The following is a 19,433-nucleotide window of genomic DNA, read 5'->3' on the forward strand; positions in this document are numbered from 1 at the left end:
CGATGGACCAGACCACGCACGAGTCCGGCGCCTACGATTTTTCCGCCGCCGAGGCGCGCTGGCAGGCCGAATGGGAGGCGCGGAACAGCTTCACCACCGCCGACGCCCCGCAGGGCGGCCGACGCAAATGCTACGTGCTGGAAATGTTCCCCTATCCGTCGGGGAAAATCCACATGGGCCATGTCCGCAACTACGCGATCGGCGACGTGATCGCCCGCGCCCGCCGCGCCCAGGGCTACGACGTTCTCCACCCGATGGGGTGGGACGCGTTCGGCCTGCCGGCCGAGAACGCGGCGCGCGAGCGCAATGTCGATCCCGCCAAATGGACCCGCGACAACATCGCGGCGATGAAGGCCGATCTCAAGCGCGTCGGCCTCTCGGTCGACTGGTCGCGCGAATTCGCCACCTGCGACCCTGAATATTACGGCCACCAGCAGAAGCTGTTCCTCGATCTCTGGCGCGCCGGCCTCGCCTATCGCCGCGAATCGGCGGTGAACTGGGACCCGGTGGACATGACCGTCCTCGCCAATGAGCAGGTGATCGACGGGCGGGGCTGGAAATCCGGCGCGCTGGTGGAAAAGCGCAAGCTGCGCCAATGGTTCTTCCGCATCACCGACTTCGCGGACGACCTGCTCGCCGGGCTCGACACGCTGGAGAACTGGCCCGAGCGGGTGCGCACCATGCAGCGCAACTGGATCGGCCGCTCCGAAGGCGCGGAATTCTCGATCCGCCTGACGGAACCCTGCGCCGGGATCGAGAGCGTGCCGGTCTACTCCACCCGGCCGGACACGCTGTTCGGCATGAGCTTCGTCGCCCTCGCGCCGGATCATCCGCTCGCCGCCGCCATCGCCGCCACCAATCCCGAGGCCGCCGCCTTCATCGCCGCCTGCCAGAGTGCGGGCACCTCCGAAGCCGCGATCGAGGCGGCCGAGAAGCGCGGCTTCGATACCGGCCTGCGCGTCGTCCACCCGTTCGACCCCGCGCGCACCCACCCGGTCTGGATCGCGAATTTCGTGCTGATGGATTACGGCACCGGGGCGATTTTCGGCTGCCCCGCGCACGACCAGCGCGACCTCGATTTCGCCCGCAAATACGGGCTGGACGTTACCGTCGTCGTAGCACCCAAGGATGATCCCGGCATGGCGGTGGGCGATGTCGCCTTCACCGGCGATGGCGCGATCGTCAATTCCGGCTTTCTCGACGGTCTCGCCGTCACGGCGGCGAAATCCCGCGCCATCGCCGAGCTTGAGGCGCGCGGCGCCGGCAAGGGCGTGGTCAACTGGCGCCTGCGCGACTGGGGCGTCTCCCGCCAGCGCGCCTGGGGCTGCCCGATCCCGATGATCCATTGCGAGGTCTGCGGCACCGTTCCCGTGCCGGAAAAGCACCTGCCGGTGCGCCTGCCGGAGGATCTCCCGTTCGACCGGCCGGGCAACGCGCTCGACCATCACCCGAGCTGGAAACACGTCGCCTGCCCGCAATGCGGCGCCGCCGCCCAGCGCGAGACCGACACGTTCGACACATTCGTCGATTCCTCGTGGTATTTCGCCCGCTTCTGCGCGCCGCACGCGCCCGTGCCGGCCGATCCGGCGGCGACCTCGCACTGGATGCCGGTCGATCACTATATCGGCGGCATCGAGCACGCGATCCTGCACCTGCTCTACGCCCGCTTCTTCACCCGGGCGATGCACCGGCTCGGCCAGGTCGGCGTCGCCGAGCCCTTCGCCGGCCTGTTCACCCAGGGCATGCTGACGCATGAGAGCTACCGCACCGAAGACGGCAAGTGGCTCTACCCCGAGGAGGTGATCCGCCACGCCGACCACGCGACGACGCTCGATGGCCGCAAGGTCATTGTCGGCCCGATCGAAAAAATGTCGAAATCGAAGCGCAACACGGTCGATCCCTCGGCCGTCATCGCCCGTTTCGGCGCCGACACCGCGCGCTGGTTCGTCCTGTCGGACAATCCGCCCGAGCGCGACGTGGAATGGACCGAGGCCGGCGCCCAGGGTGCGTTCCGCTATGTCCAGCGTCTGTATCGCCTCGCCCGCAGCGTCGCCGCCGACCGGGCGGACGACGTGGCGCTGGAACGCGCCGAGGGCGCGGCCCGCACGCTGCGCCAGGCGACGCATCGCACCATCGCCGCGGTGACCGAGGCGATCGACGGCTTCGCCTTCAACGTCGCCATCGCCCGGCTCTACGAGCTGGCCAACGCCATCGCCGAGTCCGAGGGCCGCACCGCCCCCGGCCTTGCGGCGGCGCGGCGCGAGGCGATGTCGGCGCTGATCCGCCTCGCCGCCCCGATCATCCCGCATGTCGCCGAGGAGGCGAACGCGCTGGTCGCGCCGGAGGCCGGGCTGGTCGTCAACCAGCCCTGGCCGGTGGCCGACCCCGACCTGCTCAAGCGCGATTCGGTGACGCTGGCGGTGCAGATCATGGGCAAGCTGCGCGGCACGATCGAGCTGCCGCCGGGGGCGGATGCCGAAACCGCCATCGCGCAGGCGCTGGCCGAGCCGCGAATCGCGCAACTGCTGGCGGGCGCGACCATCGTCAAGCGCATCCACGTGCCCGACCGGATCGTGAACTTTGTCGTCCGGCCCTAAAATCCTGGCCTTCGCCGGGCTGCTCGCGCTCGCCGGCTGCGGCTTCCGCCCGCTCTACGGCGGCGGCCCCGCCGGCGCCGCGGTCTCCGCCCAGCTCGACCAGATCGATGTCGGCCTCCTGCCGGACCGCCAGGGCCAGCTCCTCCGTCAGGCGCTGGAGGCCGATCTCCAGCGCGCCGGCGCGCCCGGCTTCTACCGCTACCACCTCAAGGTCAGCTATGGCGGTTGGTACGGCCAGCCGATCGGCGTCCAGCCCGACAGCTCCAACACCCGCAACCGCTATATCGCCTCGGCGCGCTGGGTGCTGACGGCGGAAGGCAACCGCGCCAGGGTGATCGCCCGCGGCTCCGCCCAGGCGATGGACGCGCTCAACATCATCGACAACCAGAACTTCGCCGCCACCCTCGACCAGGGCGTGCTGCGCCACCACTTCGCCCAGCGCCTCGCCCGGCAGATCACCGAACAGCTCGCCGCCTATTTCCGCAATCACCCCGACCGGGGCTAGGCGCTTGAAGATCGACGCCCGCAACGTCGAGCGGTTTCTGGCCGATCCCGGTGCGGCGCGCTTCGTCCTCGTCTATGGTCCCGACACCTCGCTCGTCGCCGAGCGGGCGCGGCGCCTTGCGAAACGTGTCGCCGGCGCGCTCGACGATCCGTTCCGCCTCACCGAACTCGATGCCGACACCGCCGAGCGCCTGCCCGAAGAGGCCGGAGCGCAGGCTTTCGGCGGCGGCCGCCGCGTGGTGCTGCTGCGCGATGCGGCCGACCGTCAGGCCCCGATCGTCGAGGCGGCGCTGGAGGGCAGGGGGGATGCGCTGGTGATCGGCATGGCGGCCGATCTCGCCGCCCGCTCGAAGCTGCGCGCGCTCGCCGAAAAACACCCCGAAGCCGCCGCCATCGCCTGCTACCCGCCGGAGGGGGCGGCGCGCGGCCCGGCGCTGGAAGCCGCCTTGCGCGCCGCCGGTGTGGGCATCGGCCGCGAGGCGCTGGCGCTCGCCGCCAGCCGGCTCGGCGGCGAAACCGGCGCGCTGCGCGACGCCGCCGAGCGGCTCGCCCTCTATGCCGGGCCGGGCGGCGCGGTCGATCTCGCCGCGGTCGAGGCGGTGCTGGACGATCAGGGCTCAGCCTCGATGCAGGATGCGATCGATGCGGCGCTCGCCGGCAACATCGCCGCCGCCGACCATGCGATCGGCCTCGCCCTCGAGGAAGGGGCCGCGCCGGTCGCGGTGATGCGGGTGCTGCTCTCCGAGCTTGCGGCGCTGCGCCTCGTCGCCGAGGCGATCGGCCGCGGCGCCAGCCCGCGCGATGCGCTCGCCGCCCGCCGCCCGCCGGTCTTCTTCAAGCGCCAGCCGGCCGCCCTCGCCGCCGCCGCCCGCTGGCGCGAGCCCGCCATCATGGCCGCGATCGAGCGCGTCCTGCGCGCCGAGGCCGATTGCAAGCGCACCGGCGCGATGCCCGAGCTGATCGCCCGGCAGACGCTGCTCGGCCTCGCCCAGCGCGCCGCGCGCGGGGCGTCATCCTGATCGATCGCCTCTTTCCAGCCCGCGCCGGCGGGGCCATATCCGGCAACACAAACGGGGTCTCAGAGGCGGTTCATGGCAGGGTCGGGCTACATCACCGTGCGCGGTGCGCGCGAGCACAATCTCAAGAATATCGACGTCCGCATCCCGCGTGACCAGCTCACCGTGATCACCGGCCTGTCCGGCTCCGGCAAATCCTCGCTCGCCTTCGACACGATCTACGCCGAGGGCCAGCGCCGCTATGTCGAGAGCCTGTCCGCCTATGCGCGGCAGTTCCTCGAACTGATGGGCAAGCCGGATGTCGACAGTATCGAGGGACTTTCCCCGGCGATCTCGATCGAGCAGAAAACCACCTCGCGCAACCCGCGCTCCACCGTCGGCACCGTCACCGAAATCCACGACTACATGCGCCTGCTCTGGGCCCGCGCCGGCGTGCCCTATTCGCCGGCCACCGGCCTGCCGATCGAGGCGCAGACGGTGAGCCAGATGGTCGACCGGGTGATGGCGATGCCGCCCGGCACCCGCCTGCTGCTGCTCGCCCCGGTGGTGCGCGACCGCAAGGGCGAATACCGCAAGGAACTCGCCGAATTGCAGCGCCGCGGCTTCACCCGCGTGAAGGTCGACGGCAAGCTCCACGAAATCGCCGAGGTGCCGGCGCTCAACAAGAAGATCAAGCACGAGATCGAGGCGGTGGTGGACCGCATCGTCGTGCGCGAGGGCGCGGAACAGCGCCTCGCCGATTCCTTCGAAACCGCGCTCGCCCTCTCGGATGGCATCGCCTATGCCGAGACCGCCGACACCGGGGAGCGCACGGTGTTCTCCGCCCGCTTCGCCTGCCCGGTCTCCGGCTTCACCATCGAGGAGATCGAGCCGCGCCTGTTCAGCTTCAACTCGCCGCACGGCGCCTGCCCCGAATGCGCCGGCCTCGGCACCGAAACCGTGTTCGACCCCGCGCTGATCGTGCCCGACGAGCGCCGCCCCCTCGCCGGGCAGGCCATCGCCCCCTGGGCCAACGCGCAGTCGCCTTACTACGAACAGACGCTGGCCAGCCTCGCGAAGCATTTCCGGGTGAAGCTGACCACGCCCTGGGAAGAGCTGCCCGAAACCGTGCGCGAGGCGATCCTGTTCGGCGCCGGTGCCACCGAAATCGAATTCTCCTACAAGGATGGCGTGCGCGCCTACGCCGTCTCCCGCCCGTTCGAGGGGGTGGTGCGCAACCTCGAACGCCGCATGCGCGAGACCGACAGCGTCTGGGTGCGCGAGGAGCTGGCGCGCTACCAGGCCGAGCGGCCCTGCCGGCGCTGCCACGGCGCGCGCCTGCGCGACGAGGCGCTGGCCGTCCGCATCGCCACGAAAAACATCGCCGAGGCCTCGGATCTCTCGATCCGCGACGCGCGCGACTGGTTCGCCACCGTGCTCGACACGCTGACCCCGCAGCGCCAGGACATCGCCCGCCGCATCCTCCGCGAGATCAACGAGCGGCTGCAATTCCTCGTCGATGTCGGGCTCGACTATCTTTCGCTTGCCCGCGGCTCGGCCACGCTCTCGGGCGGCGAGAGCCAGCGCATCCGCCTCGCCAGCCAGATCGGCTCCGGCCTGACCGGCGTGCTCTATGTTCTCGACGAACCCTCGATCGGCCTGCACCAGCGCGATAACGAGCGGTTATTGGGCACGCTCCGCCGGTTGCGCGATCTCGGCAACACGGTCCTCGTCGTCGAGCATGACGAGGACGCGATCCGCAGCGCCGATCACGTGATCGATATCGGCCCGCGCGCCGGCGTGCATGGCGGCGAACTGATCGCCGAGGGCACGGTGGCGGACATCGCGGCCAATCCCCGCTCGCTCACCGGCGACTATCTCTCCGGCCGCCGCGCCATCGCGGTGCCCGCGCGGCGCCGGCCGGTCGATCCCGCGCGGATGCTCAAACTCGTCGGCGCGCGCGGCAACAATCTCAAGACCGTCACCGGCGAATTCCCCCTCGGCGTGTTCACCGCCATCACCGGCGTCTCCGGCGGCGGCAAGTCCACCCTGGTGATCGACACGCTCTACAAGGCCGTCTCCCGCCGCCTGATGGGCTCGGGCCAGGTGCCCGCGCCGTTCGACCGGCTCGACGGGCTCGACCTGCTCGACAAGATCATCGAGATCGACCAGTCGCCGATCGGCCGCACCCCGCGCTCCAACCCGGCGACCTACACCGATCTCTTCGCCCCGATCCGCGACTGGTTCGCCGAACTGCCCGAAAGCCGCGCCCGCGGCTACAAATCCGGCCGATTCTCCTTCAACGTCAAGGGCGGCCGCTGCGAGGCCTGCCAGGGCGACGGCGTGCTCAAGATCGAGATGCACTTCCTGCCCGACGTCTTCGTCACCTGCGACACCTGCAAGGGAAAACGTTACAATCGCGAAACGCTGGAAATCCGCTTCCGCGACAAGTCGATCGCCGATGTGCTCGACATGAATGTCGACGAGGCGATGGGCTATTTCTCCGCCCAGCCCCGCATCCGCGACCGGCTCGAACTGCTCGGCAAGGTCGGCCTCGGCTACATCAAGCTCGGCCAGGCCGCGACCACCCTTTCCGGCGGCGAGGCGCAGCGCATCAAGCTCGCCAAGGAACTCGCCCGCCGCGCCACCGGCCGCACCCTCTATATTCTTGACGAGCCGACAACAGGACTGCACTTTGAGGATGTCAGGAAACTGCTGGAGGTCCTCCATGCGCTGGTCGATGCCGGCAACACCGTGATCGTCATCGAGCACAATCTGGAGGTCATCAAGACCGCCGACTGGATCATCGATCTCGGCCCCGAGGGCGGCGATGGCGGCGGCGAGATCGTCGCCGCCGGCACGCCCGAGGATGTCGTGGGCGTCGCCCGCTCGCACACCGCCCGCTTCCTCGCGCCCCTGCTGCCGAAGCCGGCGGCGCGAACCCCCGGTCGCCGCCGCAAGGTCGCCTGATGCTGCCGGCCTGGAAGCAAACATTGCTGCGCCTGCCGCCGCTGGCGCGCATCGCCGCGCGCGAGGGCGCGCTGCACAACCGCGTCGCGGCACTGGAATCCGAGCTTGCCACCCTGCGCCCGCCGCCCGCGCCATCCCTCCCGCTCGTCCACGCGGTCGAGCATTTCTGGTGCGACGCCTATGGCGTCCATGTCTGCGGCTGGGTTCACGCCCACGCGGTGAAGGTGCGCGCGCTCTCCCTTCGCGTGGGCGACCGCCGGACCGATCCGGTGCCGCCCGCGCCCCGCCCGGATGTGCAGTCCCACTACCCCGACATCGCCGATAGCGGCTTCGCCCTCTATCTCGAAACCCCGCCCTTCCAGCCCGCCTGCCTCGACATCGAGACCGATGCCGGCACAATCTCCCTCCCGCTCGCGCCGCCGCCGCTGCTGCCGCCGCCGCCGTCGCGCCGCGTGATCCAGCCCTTCATCGACGAAATGCGCCAGCGGCGCGGCCGGGTGCTGGAAATCGGCGCCCGCATCGTCGGCCCCGAGAGCTATGCGCGGATCGGCGAATTCGCGCCCGACTGCCATTATGTCGGCTGCGACATCCACCCCGCCCCCGGCGTCGACCTGGTGGCGGATGCGCACACCCTCTCCGCCGCCACCGGCAGGGCCGCCTTCGAGGGGATCTTCTCGATCGCGGTGATGGAACACATCGCCGAGCCCTGGCGCGTCGCCGCCGAAATCAACCGCGCGCTCAGCCAGGGCGGCCTGACCTTCCACATCACCCACCACACCTTCCCGCTGCACGAGACGCCGAACGATTTCTGGCGCTATTCGGACGAGGCGATGCGCATCCTGTTCGGCCCGGCGCGCGGCTTCGAGATCGTCGATGTCGGCATGCGCAACCCGGCGAACCTGGTGCGGCTGTTCCCCGGCCGCGGCCTTGCCGACATGGAACTGACCCGCCATCACGGTTTTGTCGGCACCTGGGTGCTGGCCCGCAAGGTCGCCGAAATCCCCGACGACGCGCCCGATACCGCGACGATCGAAACCCTCGCCGCGCGCAGCCGCGCCTATCCGAACCGCGGTTGAGTCGAGAGACGCATCCGATCAGACGAACACCATCTGATCGGATGATGCTCTATGATATTTATAATCAGAGCATCTTTATCCGATCAGACGAACACCATCTGATCGGATGATGCTCTATGCCCCGGCCGCGCCCGGCGCCACCGTCACCGGCACCGATTTGTAAGTCGGCGTGCCGCTCTGCCGGTCATGTCGGGCCAGCGGCATCAGCACGTTGGCCTCAGGGTAATAAGCCGCGACCGAGCCTTCCGCGATGTCGTATTCGATGGCGGTGAACCCGGCGAGGCGATGCGCCCCGTCCTCGGCATGGGCAACGTCGATGCGCCCGCCATGCTCGATGCCGAGCCGCTCCATGTCAGCGCGGTTCATGAACACGACGTCGCGCCGGCCGAACACGCCGCGATAGCGGTCATCCATCCCGTAGATCGTGGTGTTGTACTGGTCATGGCTGCGGATCGTGGTCAGCAGCAGGGTCCCCTGTTCCGCGCCGGCGCCGCCCGGCGGCATGAACTCGGCGCGGCCCGATTCGGTGCGCCACACCCGCTCGGCCGGCGGGATCGGCAGGCGGAAGCCGCCCGGCACGGCCACCCGCGCGTTGAAATCGGCGAAATCGGGGAACACCGCCTCGATCGCGTCGCGGATCAGGCTGTAATCGGCCACCATCTCGCGCCACGGCACGGTGCTGCGGGGCAGGGTGGCCATCGCCATCCCGGCGACGATCGCCGGCTCCGAGCGCAGCAGCGGCGAGGCCGGCGCGAGCCTGCCGGCCGAGGCATGCACCATCGACATCGAATCCTCGACGGTGATCGCCTGCGGCCCGCTCTCCTGGATGTCCTCCTCGGTCCGGCCGAGGCAGGGCAAGATGATCGATTCCCGGCCGATCAGCAGGTGCGAGCGGTTGAGCTTGGTGGCGACATGCACCGCCAGATCGAGCCGCCGCATCGCCGCCGCGCAATTCTCCGTGTCCGGCATGGCGATGGCGAGATTGCCGCCGAGGGCCAGCAGCGCGCGGGAGTCGCCGCGCAGCATCGCCTCCATCGCCGCGACCGCGTCATGCCCGTGGGCGCGCGGCGGGGTGAAGCCGAAGCGCTGCGCGATCCGCTCCAGCATCGCCTCGCCCGGCTTCTCGGTAATCCCCACGGTGCGGTCGCCCTGCACGTTGGAATGCCCCCGCAGCGGGCAGATCCCCGCGCCCGGCCGGCCGAAATTGCCGCGCAGCAGCAGCAGGTTGGCGATCTGCCGCACATTCTGCGTGCCGGTCGAGTGCTGGGTGATGCCCATGCCATAGGTGACGATGGTCGATTTCGCCCGCGCGTAATGCTCCGCCACGGTGGCGAGGTCGGCGCGCGACAGCCCGCTCGCCGCCTCGATCCGGTCCCACGGCGTCGCGCGCAGGTCGGCGGCGAGGTCCTCGAACCCGTTGGTGTGTGCTGCGATGAAGTCGCGGTCGATGATGCCGGCCTCCGGCCCCGCCTCGGCGTCGCGTTCGAGCAGCGCCTTCATGATGCCCGAGAGTGCGGCGGCATCGCCGCCGACCCGCACCTTGAGATAGGTCGAGGCGATCGGCGTCGCCCCCATCGTCGCCATCTCCACCGCGTTCTGCGGATCGGCGAAGCGCTCCAGCGCCCGCTCGCGCATCGGGTTGAACACGATGATCGGCACCCCGCGCCGCGCCACCTCGTGCAGCGTGCCCATCATCCGCGGATGGTTGGTGCCGGGGTTGTGCCCCATCGCGATGATCAGGTCGCAATGGTCGAAATCATCGAGCGAGACGGTGCCCTTGCCGAACCCGATCGACTGCGGCAGCCCCACGCTGGTCGCCTCGTGGCACATGTTCGAGCAGTCGGGGAAATTGTTGGTGCCATATTCGCGGGCGAACAACTGATAGAGAAACGCCGCCTCGTTCGAGGCGCGGCCGGAGGTGTAGAACTCCACCATGTTGGGGTCGGGCAGGGCGCGCAGCACCGCGCCGATGCGGGCGAAGGCGTCGTCCCAGCCGATCTCGCGATAGGTGTCGCTCGCGTGATCATAGGCCAGCGGGTGGGTCAGCCGCCCGGCATCCTCCAGCGCGTGGTCCGACCAGCCGAGCAGCTCGCTCACCGTATGGGCGGCGAAGAAATCGGGGCCGACGCGCTTGCGCGTCGCTTCCCAGGTCACCGCCTTGGCGCCGTTCTCGCAGAACTGGAAGGTCGAGGTATGTTCCTTGTCCGGCCAGGCGCAGCCGGGGCAGTCGAACCCGGTGGGCTTGTTGGTGCGCAGCAGCAGGCGGGCGGCGTCGCCGGCATCCATCTGGGTGCGGATCGCCTTGGCGGTGGCGCGCAGCGCGCCCCAGCCGCCGGCGGGCGCGCCATAGGGCCGGATGCCCTTCAGGTTGTGATCGGGCACGATGCGACGTCGCGTGGTCATGGGCTGCATCTCCGCTAGAGCGCCATCCGGTCCACCCGGACCGGCCCTGGTCTCTATGATGGTGTTCATTAAGGCAACGTTACCGCGCCGGATGTTTACATCCGCGCGGGTGATGCCGTGGTCTGGTCGCGCCGGCCCGGGACGCCCTGCGCGCCTCGCACGTGAGCCCGCGCGCCTCGCGCCGCAACCCCTCTGGCGGCAAAACATTTGTGCAGCGCGGGGCAGGGCGCGCAGCCCCTCTTGCGGCGCGGCGGCGCAAGGCCGACATCACGCCTGATCGGCGTCTGCTGCAGGGCGTCGCCCCGCGCCGGAGGTTGCAACGTGGATTACCTGGGAGCCTTGCGCCTGTTCGGCCGCGCGGTCGAGCTTGGCAGTTTCTCGAAGGCGGCCGAGGCGCAGGGCGCGAAAGTCTCGACCGTCTCGCGCGCCGTCGCCGGGCTTGAGGCCGATCTCGGCGTCGCCCTGTTCCATCGCTCGACCCGCCGCCTCCACCTCACCGAGCCGGGCGAGCAGTTCTACGCCCAGGTGCAGGCCATCCTCCGCAATCTCGACGAGGCGCGCGATTCGGTCGCGGCGTTGCAGGCGCGGCCGCAGGGCCTGCTGCGGCTCAACCTGCCCGGCGCCTTCGGCCGCCGCCATGTCGTGCCCTTCATCCCCGACTTCCTGAAGCTCTATCCCGGCCTCAGGCTCGAACTCTCCTTCACCGATGTGCGGATGGACCTGCTGGCCAGCGGCGCCGACCTCGCCATCCGCATCGGCCCGCTGATCGACTCGACACTCATCGCCCGCAAGCTCGCCGGTCATCGCCGCGTCGTCTGCGCGAGCCCGTCCTACCTCGCCGCCGCCCCGCCGCTCGCCGCCCCGCGCGACCTGCTGCGCCACAACGCGCTGATCTACACGCTGCAACCGACCGACCGCTGGTTCTTCCGTCGCGGCGCCGAGGCGGGCGAGCCGGAGGAGGAGGTGCCGATCGCCGGCATCCTCCGCTCCGACGATTCCGAGGCGCTGCTCGATGCCGCGCTGGCCGGCGTCGGCATCGCCCTGCTGCCGGTCTGGCTGGTCGGCGAGGATATCGCCCGCGGCCGGCTGGTCCGCCTGCTGCCCGACTGGTTCGCGATGATCTCGACCCGCCCCGGCGGCATCTATGGCATCTATCCGCCGCATGCCCGCATTTCCCCCAAGGTGCGCGCCTTCCTCGACTTCATCGAGGCGAAATTCGGCCGCCCGCCTTATTGGGATGCCGAGGCCGGCTGACCCGGCCCGCCCGCCCCACCCGAGACAAACATGCCCGCGAAAGACAAGCCATGATCGTGCGCGACCGTGCCACCACGCTGACCCTGCTGACCACGCTGCGCGGCTCGATCCTGCAGCGCGTCGCCCCCAGGCTGCTGGCGCTCTTGCTGCTCTCCCTCGGCGTCACCCTCGTCCACGCCACGCACAAGCTGCCGGACTGGCCGCTGGCCACCGTGCCCTTCACCCTGCTCGGCCTCGGCCTGTCGATCTTTCTCGGCTTCCGCAACAGCGCCTGTTACGACCGCTGGTGGGAAGGGCGGCAGCAATGGGGGCTGCTGATCGCCGAGTCGCGCGCCCTGATCCGCGAAATCACCGCGCTCCTGCCGGATGATCCGGCGCTCGCCCAGCGCCTCGGCGGCCGCATCGCCGCCTTCGCCCACCTGCTGCGCGACCATCTGCGCGGGAGTTCGGGGGCGGATTGGCAGGACTGGCTCGCCCCGGCCGAGCGCGCCTGGATCGCCGGCCAGCGCAACCGGCCGGATGCGGCGCTGCGCCGTCTCTCCGCCGAGCTTGCCGGCCTCGTCGCCGCCGGGCGGCTGAGCGACATGCTCTACCGCATCCTCGCCGAGCGCATCGCCGCGATGACCGGCATCCAGGCCGCCTGCGAACGCCTGCGCTCGACGCCCACACCCTTCACCTATTCCCTGCTGCTGCACCGCACCGCATGGCTGTTCTGCATCTTCCTGCCCTTCGGCTTCGTGCAAACGCTCGGCCTCGCCACACCCATCGTCACGGTGATCCTCGGCTATGCGTTTTTCGGCCTCGACGCGCTGGGCGACGAGCTTGAGGAGCCGTTCGCCCTCTCGCAAAATGCCTTGCCGCTCAATGCTTTCGCGCGAACGATCGAGATCGCGGTGCTCGAAGCCCTCGGCGCCGCCGAACTGCCGCCGCCGCTGTTGCCGGTCGATCACGTCCTGTCGTGAGCGCCCGCCGCCGGGTTGACATGGCCGCGTCGCTGGCTACTTGGATTTCAGAAATTTCTGAAAGTTCAGGCAATGCCGCTCACCCCCATCATCGAGGCCTTCGTGCTGCATTTCGGCGAGATGGGCAGCCATTGGGGCATCAACCGCACGGTCGGGCAGATCTACGCGCTGCTCTACGTGTCCGACCGTCCGCTGCCGGCCGACGAGATCGCCGAAACCCTCGGCTTCTCGCGCTCGAACGTGTCGATGGGGTTGAAGGAGCTGCAATCCTGGCGCCTCGTGCGGCTGCAACACCTGCCGGGTGATCGGCGCGAGCATTTCTCGACCCCGGACGACATCTGGCAGATCGTCCGCACCCTGGCCGAAGAGCGCCGCCGCCGCGAGATCGACCCCACCCTCACCGTGCTGCGCGACCTGCTGATGGAGCCGCCCCGCTCCGAGGCGGACCGTCTCGCCCAGCGCCGCCTCGCCGAGATGCACGACCTGATCGAGCTGCTGATGCGCTGGTCGGAAGACGTGCAGAAGCTCGACAACAAGGATCTGGTCCAGCTCCTCCGCCTCGGCGGCCGCGTCGTGGCGCTGCTGGAACTGAAGAACCGCCTGCCGCTGCTCGGGCGCGGCAAGGCCGGCCGCTCCCGGCCCGAGACCACCGAAGCCGACGCCCTCGCCGGCGCCGACGCCAACGACAACAACGATACGGACAGAGAATGACAAGCATGCATGCCGGCGGGCTGGCGCTCGTGCTCGCACGCGCCCAGTTCGGTTTCACCATCGCGTTTCACATCATGTTCCCGGCCTTCTCGATCGGGCTCGCCGCCTATCTGACGGTGCTCGAACTGATGTGGCTGGTCAGCGGCCGCCCGGTCTATCTCGATGCCTACCGCTACTGGCTGAAGATTTTCGCCGTCATCTTCGCGATCGGCGTCGTCTCCGGCCTGGTGATGGCCTACGAGGTCGGCGCCAACTGGGCGGGCTACTCGGAAAAGGTCGGGCCGATCCTCGGGCCGCTCCTCGCCTGGGAGACGATGACGGCCTTCTTCCTCGAGGCCGGCTTCCTCGGCATCATGCTGTTCGGCATGTCGCGCGTCGGCCCGAAACTGCATTTCGCGGCGACCGCCCTGGTCTCGATCGGCACGCTGATCTCGGCCTCGTGGATTCTCGCCGCGAATTCCTGGATGCAGACGCCCCGCGGCTACGCCATCGCCCCGAACGGCGATTTCGTGCCGAAGAACTGGCTCGCCATCATCTTCAACCCGACCTTCCCCTATATGTGGCTGCACATGGTGCTCGCCGCCTTCATCGCGACGGCGCTCGCCGTCGGCGCGGTCGGCGCGTTCCACCTGCTGCGCAACCCGAAGAACCCGGTCAGCCGGCTGATGTTCTCGATGGCGATGTGGCTGCTGACCATCGCCGTGCCGGTGCAGGGCTTCGTCGGCGATGAAGCCGGCCGCGCCACGATGACCGACCAGCCGCTGAAACTCGCCGCGATGGAGGGCGACTTCCACACCCGCGCCGGCCAGGCGCTGCACCTCTTCGGCTGGCCCAGCCGCAGCCTCGGCCGTCTGCTGTATGACGTCAAAATCCCCGATCTCGGCTCGCTCATCATCACCCACGACCTGCACGGCGTGGTGCAGGGGCTGGATGCCTTCCCGAAATCCGACTGGCCGGTGCTGATCCCCACCTTCTGGGGCTTCCGGGTCATGGTCGGGCTGTGGTCGCTGATGCTGGTCCTCGCCCTCGGCGCGCTGGCCCTGCGCCGCGGCGGACGGCTCTATGAAAACGCCTGGTTCAAGCGCTTCGCGGTGGCGATGGGTCCGGCCGGCTTCCTCACCATCATCGCCGGCTGGGTGGTCACCGAAACCGGCCGCCAGCCCTGGACGGTCTATGGCGTGCTGCGCACCGTGCAGAGCGTCTCGCCGCTCACCCTGGGCGAGATCGTCTGGTCCTTCGGCGTCATCATCGTGCTCTACACGCTCGTCTTCGGCGTCGGCATCCGCTACGTGCTCGGCCTGATGGCGCAGGAGCCGAGTATCGGCGAACCGCCGCTGCGCGACGACAAGCCGCTGCGCAGCCACGGCCCGCACCGCCTGCACGATCCCGCCGCAACCCCCAGCCCGGCGGAGTAGGCGCCATGCTCAACGCCCACACATTGCCGATCATCTGGGGCTGCATCATGGCCTTCGTGATCTTCGCCTATGTCGTGCTCGACGGGTTCGATCTCGGCGTCGGCATCCTGTTCGCGGCCGAGCGCGGCCGCACCGAGCGCGACGTGATGGTGAACTCCATCGCCCCGGTCTGGGATGGCAACGAAACCTGGCTCGTGCTCGGCGGCTCCGGCCTCTACGGCGCCTTCCCCGAGGCCTACAGCGTGATCCTGCCGGCGGTCTATCCGCTGGTGATCACCATGCTGATCGGCCTGATCCTGCGCGGCGTCGCCTTCGAGTTCCGCTTCCGCGCGCATACCGAGCGGCACCGGCTCAACTGGGATTACGGGTTCTGGTTCGGCTCGGTCATCGCCGCCTTCTGCCAGGGCGCGATCCTCGGCGCCGTGCTGCACGGCACGAAGGTCGCCGGCGGCCAGTTCGCCGGCGGGCCCTTCGCCTGGGTCTCCGCCTTCTCGCTGTTCACCGGCCTCGCCGTGGTCTGCGGCTACGCGCTGCTCGGCGCCGCCTGGCTGGTCTGGCGCACCGAAGGCGGGCTGCAACTGCGGATGCGTCACGAAACCGCCCGGCTCGCCCTCGGCATGCTCGCCTGCATCCTCGCCGTCAGCGTCTGGACCCCGCTGCTCGACCACGCCTACGCCGTGCGCTGGTTCACCTGGCCCGGCCTCGCCGTCACCGGCCTCGCCCCGCTCGCGGTGGCAGCACTCGCCTTCTTCCTGTTCCGCGCCCTGCGCCGCGGCGCCGCGGTGCATGACAGCACCGCCTTCCTCTGCGCGCTCGGCCTGTTCCTGGTCAGCTTTCTCGGCCTCGGCTTCTCGCTGTTCCCGAACATCATCCCGCCTGGCGTGACCATCTGGCAGGCCGCTTCCCCCGTCGGCTCGCAGGAATTCCTGCTGGCCGGCGCGGTGGTGATGATCCCCGTCATCATCGCCTACAACGCCTTCGCCTACCGCGTCTTCCATGGCAAGGTGGATCACGCGGCCTTCGATCACTGAGCCCGGCGCCCGGCCCGCATTGCGGGTCCGGGCGGATGGCTGGACAGCATCGCCAAGCCGTGTTGATACGATGGTCCGCCGCGGCAGAACGCCGTGGCGCGGTCTCGGAGCGGAAAGGTTGGACAATGGCGGGTAGTGTGAACAAGGTAATCCTGGTCGGCAATCTCGGGCGCGATCCCGAAACGCGGACGACGCAATCCGGCATGAAGATCGTCAATCTCGCCGTGGCCACCTCGGAAACCTGGAACGACAAGGCGAGCGGCGAGCGCCAGGAGCGCACCGAGTGGCACCGCGTCGTCATCATGAACGACCGGTTGGCCGATGTGGCGGAGCGTTATCTGCGCAAGGGCTCCAAGATCTATCTCGAAGGCAAGCTGCAAACCCGCAAATGGACCGACCAGTCGGGCCAGGAGAAATACACGACCGAGGTGATGCTCGGCCGGATCGGCGCCGAGCTGGTCCTGCTCGACCGCGCCGGTGCCGGCGCCAGCGGCGGCGATGACATGCCCCGCCCCGCGCCGCGCGCCCCGGTCGCTTCGCCCGCCTCCAGCCCCGCGCGCGGCGGCGGCTGGGATTCCGGCCGCGCCAGCGATCTCGACGACGAAATCCCCTTCTGAACCACGCTAATTCCCGGCCGGATGATGCCATCCGGCCGGATACCGCTCAGATGCCCGCGCCCCCGATGAACGTCTCCCCGAGGGCCCGGCGCAGATCGCTCACATAGCCATCGAGCCCGTTGCGCGCGCGCGGATGCGGCGTGCGGATCGCCACATCCCGCGCGATCCGCGCCGGGCTGCCGGCCAGCAGCACCACCCGCTCGGCCAGATAGGTCGCCTCGTCCAGGTCATGCGTCACGAACAGGATCGTGGTCCCGGTCTCCCGCCAGATCCGCAGCAGCTCGTCCTGCAACGCCTGCCTTGTGATCGCGTCGAGCGCGCTGAACGGCTCGTCCATCAGCAGCAGGTCGGCCGAAACGGCGAGGGCGCGGGCAATGCCCACGCGCTGCCGCTGGCCGCCGGAAAGCTGCCCCGGCCAGCGCCCCGCCGCATCCGCGAGGCCAACGAGCGCGAGCGCCGCCTCGGCCCGCCGCCGCCGCGCCGCCGCGTCCAGCGCCAGCCCCTCCAGCCCGAACTCGACATTGCCGAGCACCCGCCGCCACGGCATCAGCCGCGCGTCCTGAAACACCAGCGCCGCCGTCCTGCGGTCGGGCGCCGGGCGGGCCAGCAGCCGCACCTCGCCGCGCCTTGCCGCGACCAGCCCCGCCACCACCCGCAACAGGGTGGACTTGCCCACGCCGGACGGCCCGACAATCGCGGTGAACCCGCCCCGCTTCAGGCTCAGATCGAGCCCCTCCAGCACGTTGCGTCCGCTCGCATCGCCCGGATGGCCGAAGGCAAGGCCGCTCAGCTCGACGATCGGCTCCCTCGCGCCGCTCATGCCCGCGTCCACGCCAGAAACCGCCGCGTCACCCGCTCGAACGCCAGGTCGGTCATGCCGTAGAGCAGCGCGATCGTCAGCATGTACAGCACCAGAACATTGGTCGCGAGCACCCCGGCCGCCTCGTTCATCCGCTGGCCGATCCCCGGAATCCCGAACAGCTCCGCCGCCACCACCGCCATCCAGCCCTGGCCGAGCCCCGAGCGCACGCCCGAAAGCATCCCCGGCAGCGCCGCCGGCAGGATCACCTTGACGAGCCGGCGGGCGAACCCACCCTGGCCGAACGCCGCCGCGAGTTCCACCAGCCCCTCATCGACCGCCTCGACGGCGGACCACGTCGCGAAATAGTTCAGCCAGAACACGCCGACGCCGATGATGAACGCCGCCGCCGCCTGGCTGGGGCCGAACCAGATCAGCGTGAAGGGTATCCACGCCAGCGGCGGAATCGGCCGCAGCAGCCGGGCGACCCAGGCTTGCGCCGCGGCGAAGCGCGGCAGCAGCGCCACCGCCGCCCCGGTGACGATGCCGAGCAGGCTGCCAAGGCCGACACCGATCAGGTAATGCCCGAGGCTTTCGCCGATCGCGGTGAACCAGTTGCCATTGCGAATCTCGCCGATCAGCGCCTGCGGAATGGCACTCGGCGCCGGCACGAAATTCGCCGGCAGCACCCCGCCGCGCACCGCCGCCTCCCAGGCGCCGAGGAAAACCGCGAGTCCTGCCGCCGAGAGCAGCGCCGGCCGGCGTGGCGTGACCGGCCTCATCCGGCCGATTTCACCGCGTGCATGTAGAACGAGGCGTCGAACATCGCCCCCACATCCGCGACCTTCCCGATATGGTCGATCTTCGCCTGATAGGCGTTGAGCTTTTCCGTCGCCGCGATGATCCGGCGCGGATCGGCGATCGGGTTGAGCGAGGGCGATTGCACCGCCCGCAGCAGCGTCGCCTCCGGAATCAGCCCCTTGCCGAGCGTCTTGGCCAGATCGGCGGCGGCGCGGTGCGGATGCGTGCGCAGGAAGCGCGTCGCCCGCACATGCAGATCGACCATGGCCTGCACCGCGGCCGGGTTTTCATGCGCGAGGCGCTGCGTCACCGCCAGCACCGCCCCTGGCTGGCCGGGGAACATCGCATCGCCGCGCGCCAGAATCCGCGCATCGGGCTCGCGCTCCTGCACGATCGTCAGGGTCGGCTCCAGCGTCGATGCGGCGTCGAGCGACCCCGAGAGCAGCGCCTGCTGCAACGCGCTGGCGCCGAACCCCATCACCTCGACCGCATCCCGCGGCACATGCGCGACCTCGTTGAGCCAGTAGCGCAGCACCGTATCAGGCACCGAGCCGCGGGGCAGGCTGCCGATCCGCGCCTTGCGCCCGGTCGCCTTGCGGAAGGCGGCGAAGGCGGCGGCGGGGGAGGCGGCGTGCGGCCACATCCCGGCGAGCTTGCCGCGCCCGAGCAGGGCGATCTGCCCCTCGCCATTCGCCGCGACGATCCGCAGATCGACGCCATGCGCCTGCGCCACCATCGCCGGGCCGATCCCGATATAGGCGACGTCGAACCGCCCGGAGGCCAGCGCCTGCACCATCGCCGGGCCCGAGGAAAAACTGGTGCCGTGCAGCGCCAGCCCCGCCTGCCGCGCCCAGCCCTCCGCCTCGATGACGAAGAGCTGCGCCATCGGCAGGATCGGAATATAAGCGACCCGCAGCGCCGTCGTCCCCGCCGCCAGCGCCGGCCGCGCGCCCCGGCCGCCGCGGCCAGGGCTGCGGCGCCCGCCATCATCTGGCGTCGTGATGTCAAAACTCGGTCTGTCTGCGGCATCTTGCTGTCCCGGCTCCGTCAAAAACCCCGCCCGGCGCGGCGCGCCGGCGTCACGTCTAGCGTAACAGGAGAGGCTCCCGCTTCACAATCGCCGCCGCCGCGCGGGGTGAAATGCGCCACACCGCGTGTATGACCTTCCGCGCGTCACCGCGCGTATGGCTTCCCGCGCGTCACCGCGCGTATGGCTTCCCGCGCGTCACCGCGCGTATGGCTTTCCGCGCGTCACCGCGCGTATGGCTTTCCGCGCGTCACCGCGTGTATGGCTTTCC

General features: G+C 69.8%; 15 protein-coding genes. 11 read left to right on the top strand and 4 right to left on the bottom strand.

Annotated features, from left to right (window positions below; translation table 11 throughout):
- The first annotated feature begins 2 nt into the window (after window positions 1-2).
- The 5 genes from leuS to ACIDOCELLA78_RS88380 all read left to right on the top strand — a co-directional run bounded on the left by leuS (window position 3) and on the right by ACIDOCELLA78_RS88380 (window position 8,142).
- Window positions 3-2,597 (top strand): leucine--tRNA ligase, encoded by a 2,595-nt coding sequence (gene leuS, locus ACIDOCELLA78_RS88360; RefSeq protein ID WP_201728596.1) that lies wholly within the window; start codon window positions 3-5, stop codon window positions 2,595-2,597.
- Window positions 2,581-3,102, top strand: a complete 522-nt coding sequence (locus ACIDOCELLA78_RS88365) for a hypothetical protein (RefSeq protein WP_201728597.1) — start codon at window positions 2,581-2,583, stop codon at window positions 3,100-3,102. The genes leuS and ACIDOCELLA78_RS88365 overlap by 17 nt, the downstream gene beginning before the upstream one ends.
- Window positions 3,103-3,106: 4 nt before the next feature.
- The gene (gene holA / locus ACIDOCELLA78_RS88370; RefSeq protein ID WP_201728598.1) at window positions 3,107-4,120 is read left to right on the top strand and encodes a DNA polymerase III subunit delta; all 1,014 of its coding nucleotides are present in this window, start codon (window positions 3,107-3,109) and stop codon (window positions 4,118-4,120) included.
- A 72-nt stretch (window positions 4,121-4,192) separates the two neighbouring features.
- The gene (gene uvrA / locus ACIDOCELLA78_RS88375) at window positions 4,193-7,066 is read left to right on the top strand and encodes an excinuclease ABC subunit UvrA (protein ID WP_201728599.1); all 2,874 of its coding nucleotides are present in this window, start codon (window positions 4,193-4,195) and stop codon (window positions 7,064-7,066) included.
- Window positions 7,066-8,142: a bifunctional 2-polyprenyl-6-hydroxyphenol methylase/3-demethylubiquinol 3-O-methyltransferase UbiG gene (locus ACIDOCELLA78_RS88380; RefSeq protein WP_201728600.1), complete on the top strand. Its 1,077-nt coding sequence runs from the start codon at window positions 7,066-7,068 to the stop codon at window positions 8,140-8,142. The genes uvrA and ACIDOCELLA78_RS88380 overlap by 1 nt, the downstream gene beginning before the upstream one ends.
- A gap of 114 nt (window positions 8,143-8,256) precedes the next feature.
- Here ACIDOCELLA78_RS88380 and ACIDOCELLA78_RS88385 read toward each other — a convergent pair whose 3' ends face one another.
- A complete protein-coding gene (locus tag ACIDOCELLA78_RS88385; RefSeq protein ID WP_249675749.1) occupies window positions 8,257-10,545 on the bottom strand; it encodes an FdhF/YdeP family oxidoreductase in 2,289 nt (762 codons plus the stop codon).
- A gap of 321 nt (window positions 10,546-10,866) precedes the next feature.
- On the opposite strand from ACIDOCELLA78_RS88385, the gene ACIDOCELLA78_RS88390 reads away from it, so the two are divergent.
- From ACIDOCELLA78_RS88390 to ssb, 6 genes are all read left to right on the top strand, one after another.
- The gene (locus ACIDOCELLA78_RS88390) at window positions 10,867-11,799 is read left to right on the top strand and encodes a LysR family transcriptional regulator (RefSeq protein WP_201728601.1); all 933 of its coding nucleotides are present in this window, start codon (window positions 10,867-10,869) and stop codon (window positions 11,797-11,799) included.
- Window positions 11,800-11,849: 50 nt separating this feature from the next.
- Window positions 11,850-12,761: a bestrophin family protein gene (locus ACIDOCELLA78_RS88395; RefSeq protein WP_201728602.1), complete on the top strand. Its 912-nt coding sequence runs from the start codon at window positions 11,850-11,852 to the stop codon at window positions 12,759-12,761.
- 72 nt (window positions 12,762-12,833) lie between these two features.
- Window positions 12,834-13,472, top strand: coding sequence for a GbsR/MarR family transcriptional regulator (locus ACIDOCELLA78_RS88400; protein WP_201728603.1), 639 nt, complete (start codon window positions 12,834-12,836; stop codon window positions 13,470-13,472).
- Window positions 13,469-14,887, top strand: a complete 1,419-nt coding sequence (locus tag ACIDOCELLA78_RS88405; RefSeq protein ID WP_201728604.1) for a cytochrome ubiquinol oxidase subunit I — start codon at window positions 13,469-13,471, stop codon at window positions 14,885-14,887. The genes ACIDOCELLA78_RS88400 and ACIDOCELLA78_RS88405 overlap by 4 nt, the downstream gene beginning before the upstream one ends.
- A 5-nt stretch (window positions 14,888-14,892) precedes the next feature.
- Entirely contained in the window at window positions 14,893-15,918 is a 1,026-nt protein-coding gene (gene cydB / locus ACIDOCELLA78_RS88410) for a cytochrome d ubiquinol oxidase subunit II (RefSeq protein WP_201728605.1), read from the top strand.
- 125 nt (window positions 15,919-16,043) lie between these two features.
- Window positions 16,044-16,535: a single-stranded DNA-binding protein gene (gene ssb / locus ACIDOCELLA78_RS88415; protein WP_201728606.1), complete on the top strand. Its 492-nt coding sequence runs from the start codon at window positions 16,044-16,046 to the stop codon at window positions 16,533-16,535.
- Between the two features lie 46 nt (window positions 16,536-16,581).
- Here ssb and ACIDOCELLA78_RS88420 read toward each other — a convergent pair whose 3' ends face one another.
- The 3 genes from ACIDOCELLA78_RS88420 to ACIDOCELLA78_RS88430 are packed head-to-tail and all read right to left on the bottom strand — an operon-like array spanning window position 16,582 to window position 19,186.
- On the bottom strand, window positions 16,582-17,355 hold the full coding sequence (locus tag ACIDOCELLA78_RS88420) for an ABC transporter ATP-binding protein (RefSeq protein ID WP_201728607.1): 774 nt from the start codon (window positions 17,353-17,355) through the stop codon (window positions 16,582-16,584).
- Window positions 17,352-18,116, bottom strand: a complete 765-nt coding sequence (locus ACIDOCELLA78_RS88425; RefSeq protein WP_201728608.1) for an ABC transporter permease — start codon at window positions 18,114-18,116, stop codon at window positions 17,352-17,354. Before ACIDOCELLA78_RS88425 ends, ACIDOCELLA78_RS88420 begins: the two co-directional genes overlap by 4 nt.
- Window positions 18,113-19,186, bottom strand: a complete 1,074-nt coding sequence (locus tag ACIDOCELLA78_RS88430; RefSeq protein WP_201728609.1) for an ABC transporter substrate-binding protein — start codon at window positions 19,184-19,186, stop codon at window positions 18,113-18,115. The genes ACIDOCELLA78_RS88425 and ACIDOCELLA78_RS88430 overlap by 4 nt, the downstream gene beginning before the upstream one ends.
- Window positions 19,187-19,433: the final 247 nt, after the last annotated feature.

The sequence above is a fragment of the Acidocella sp. C78 genome (genome assembly GCF_907164655.1).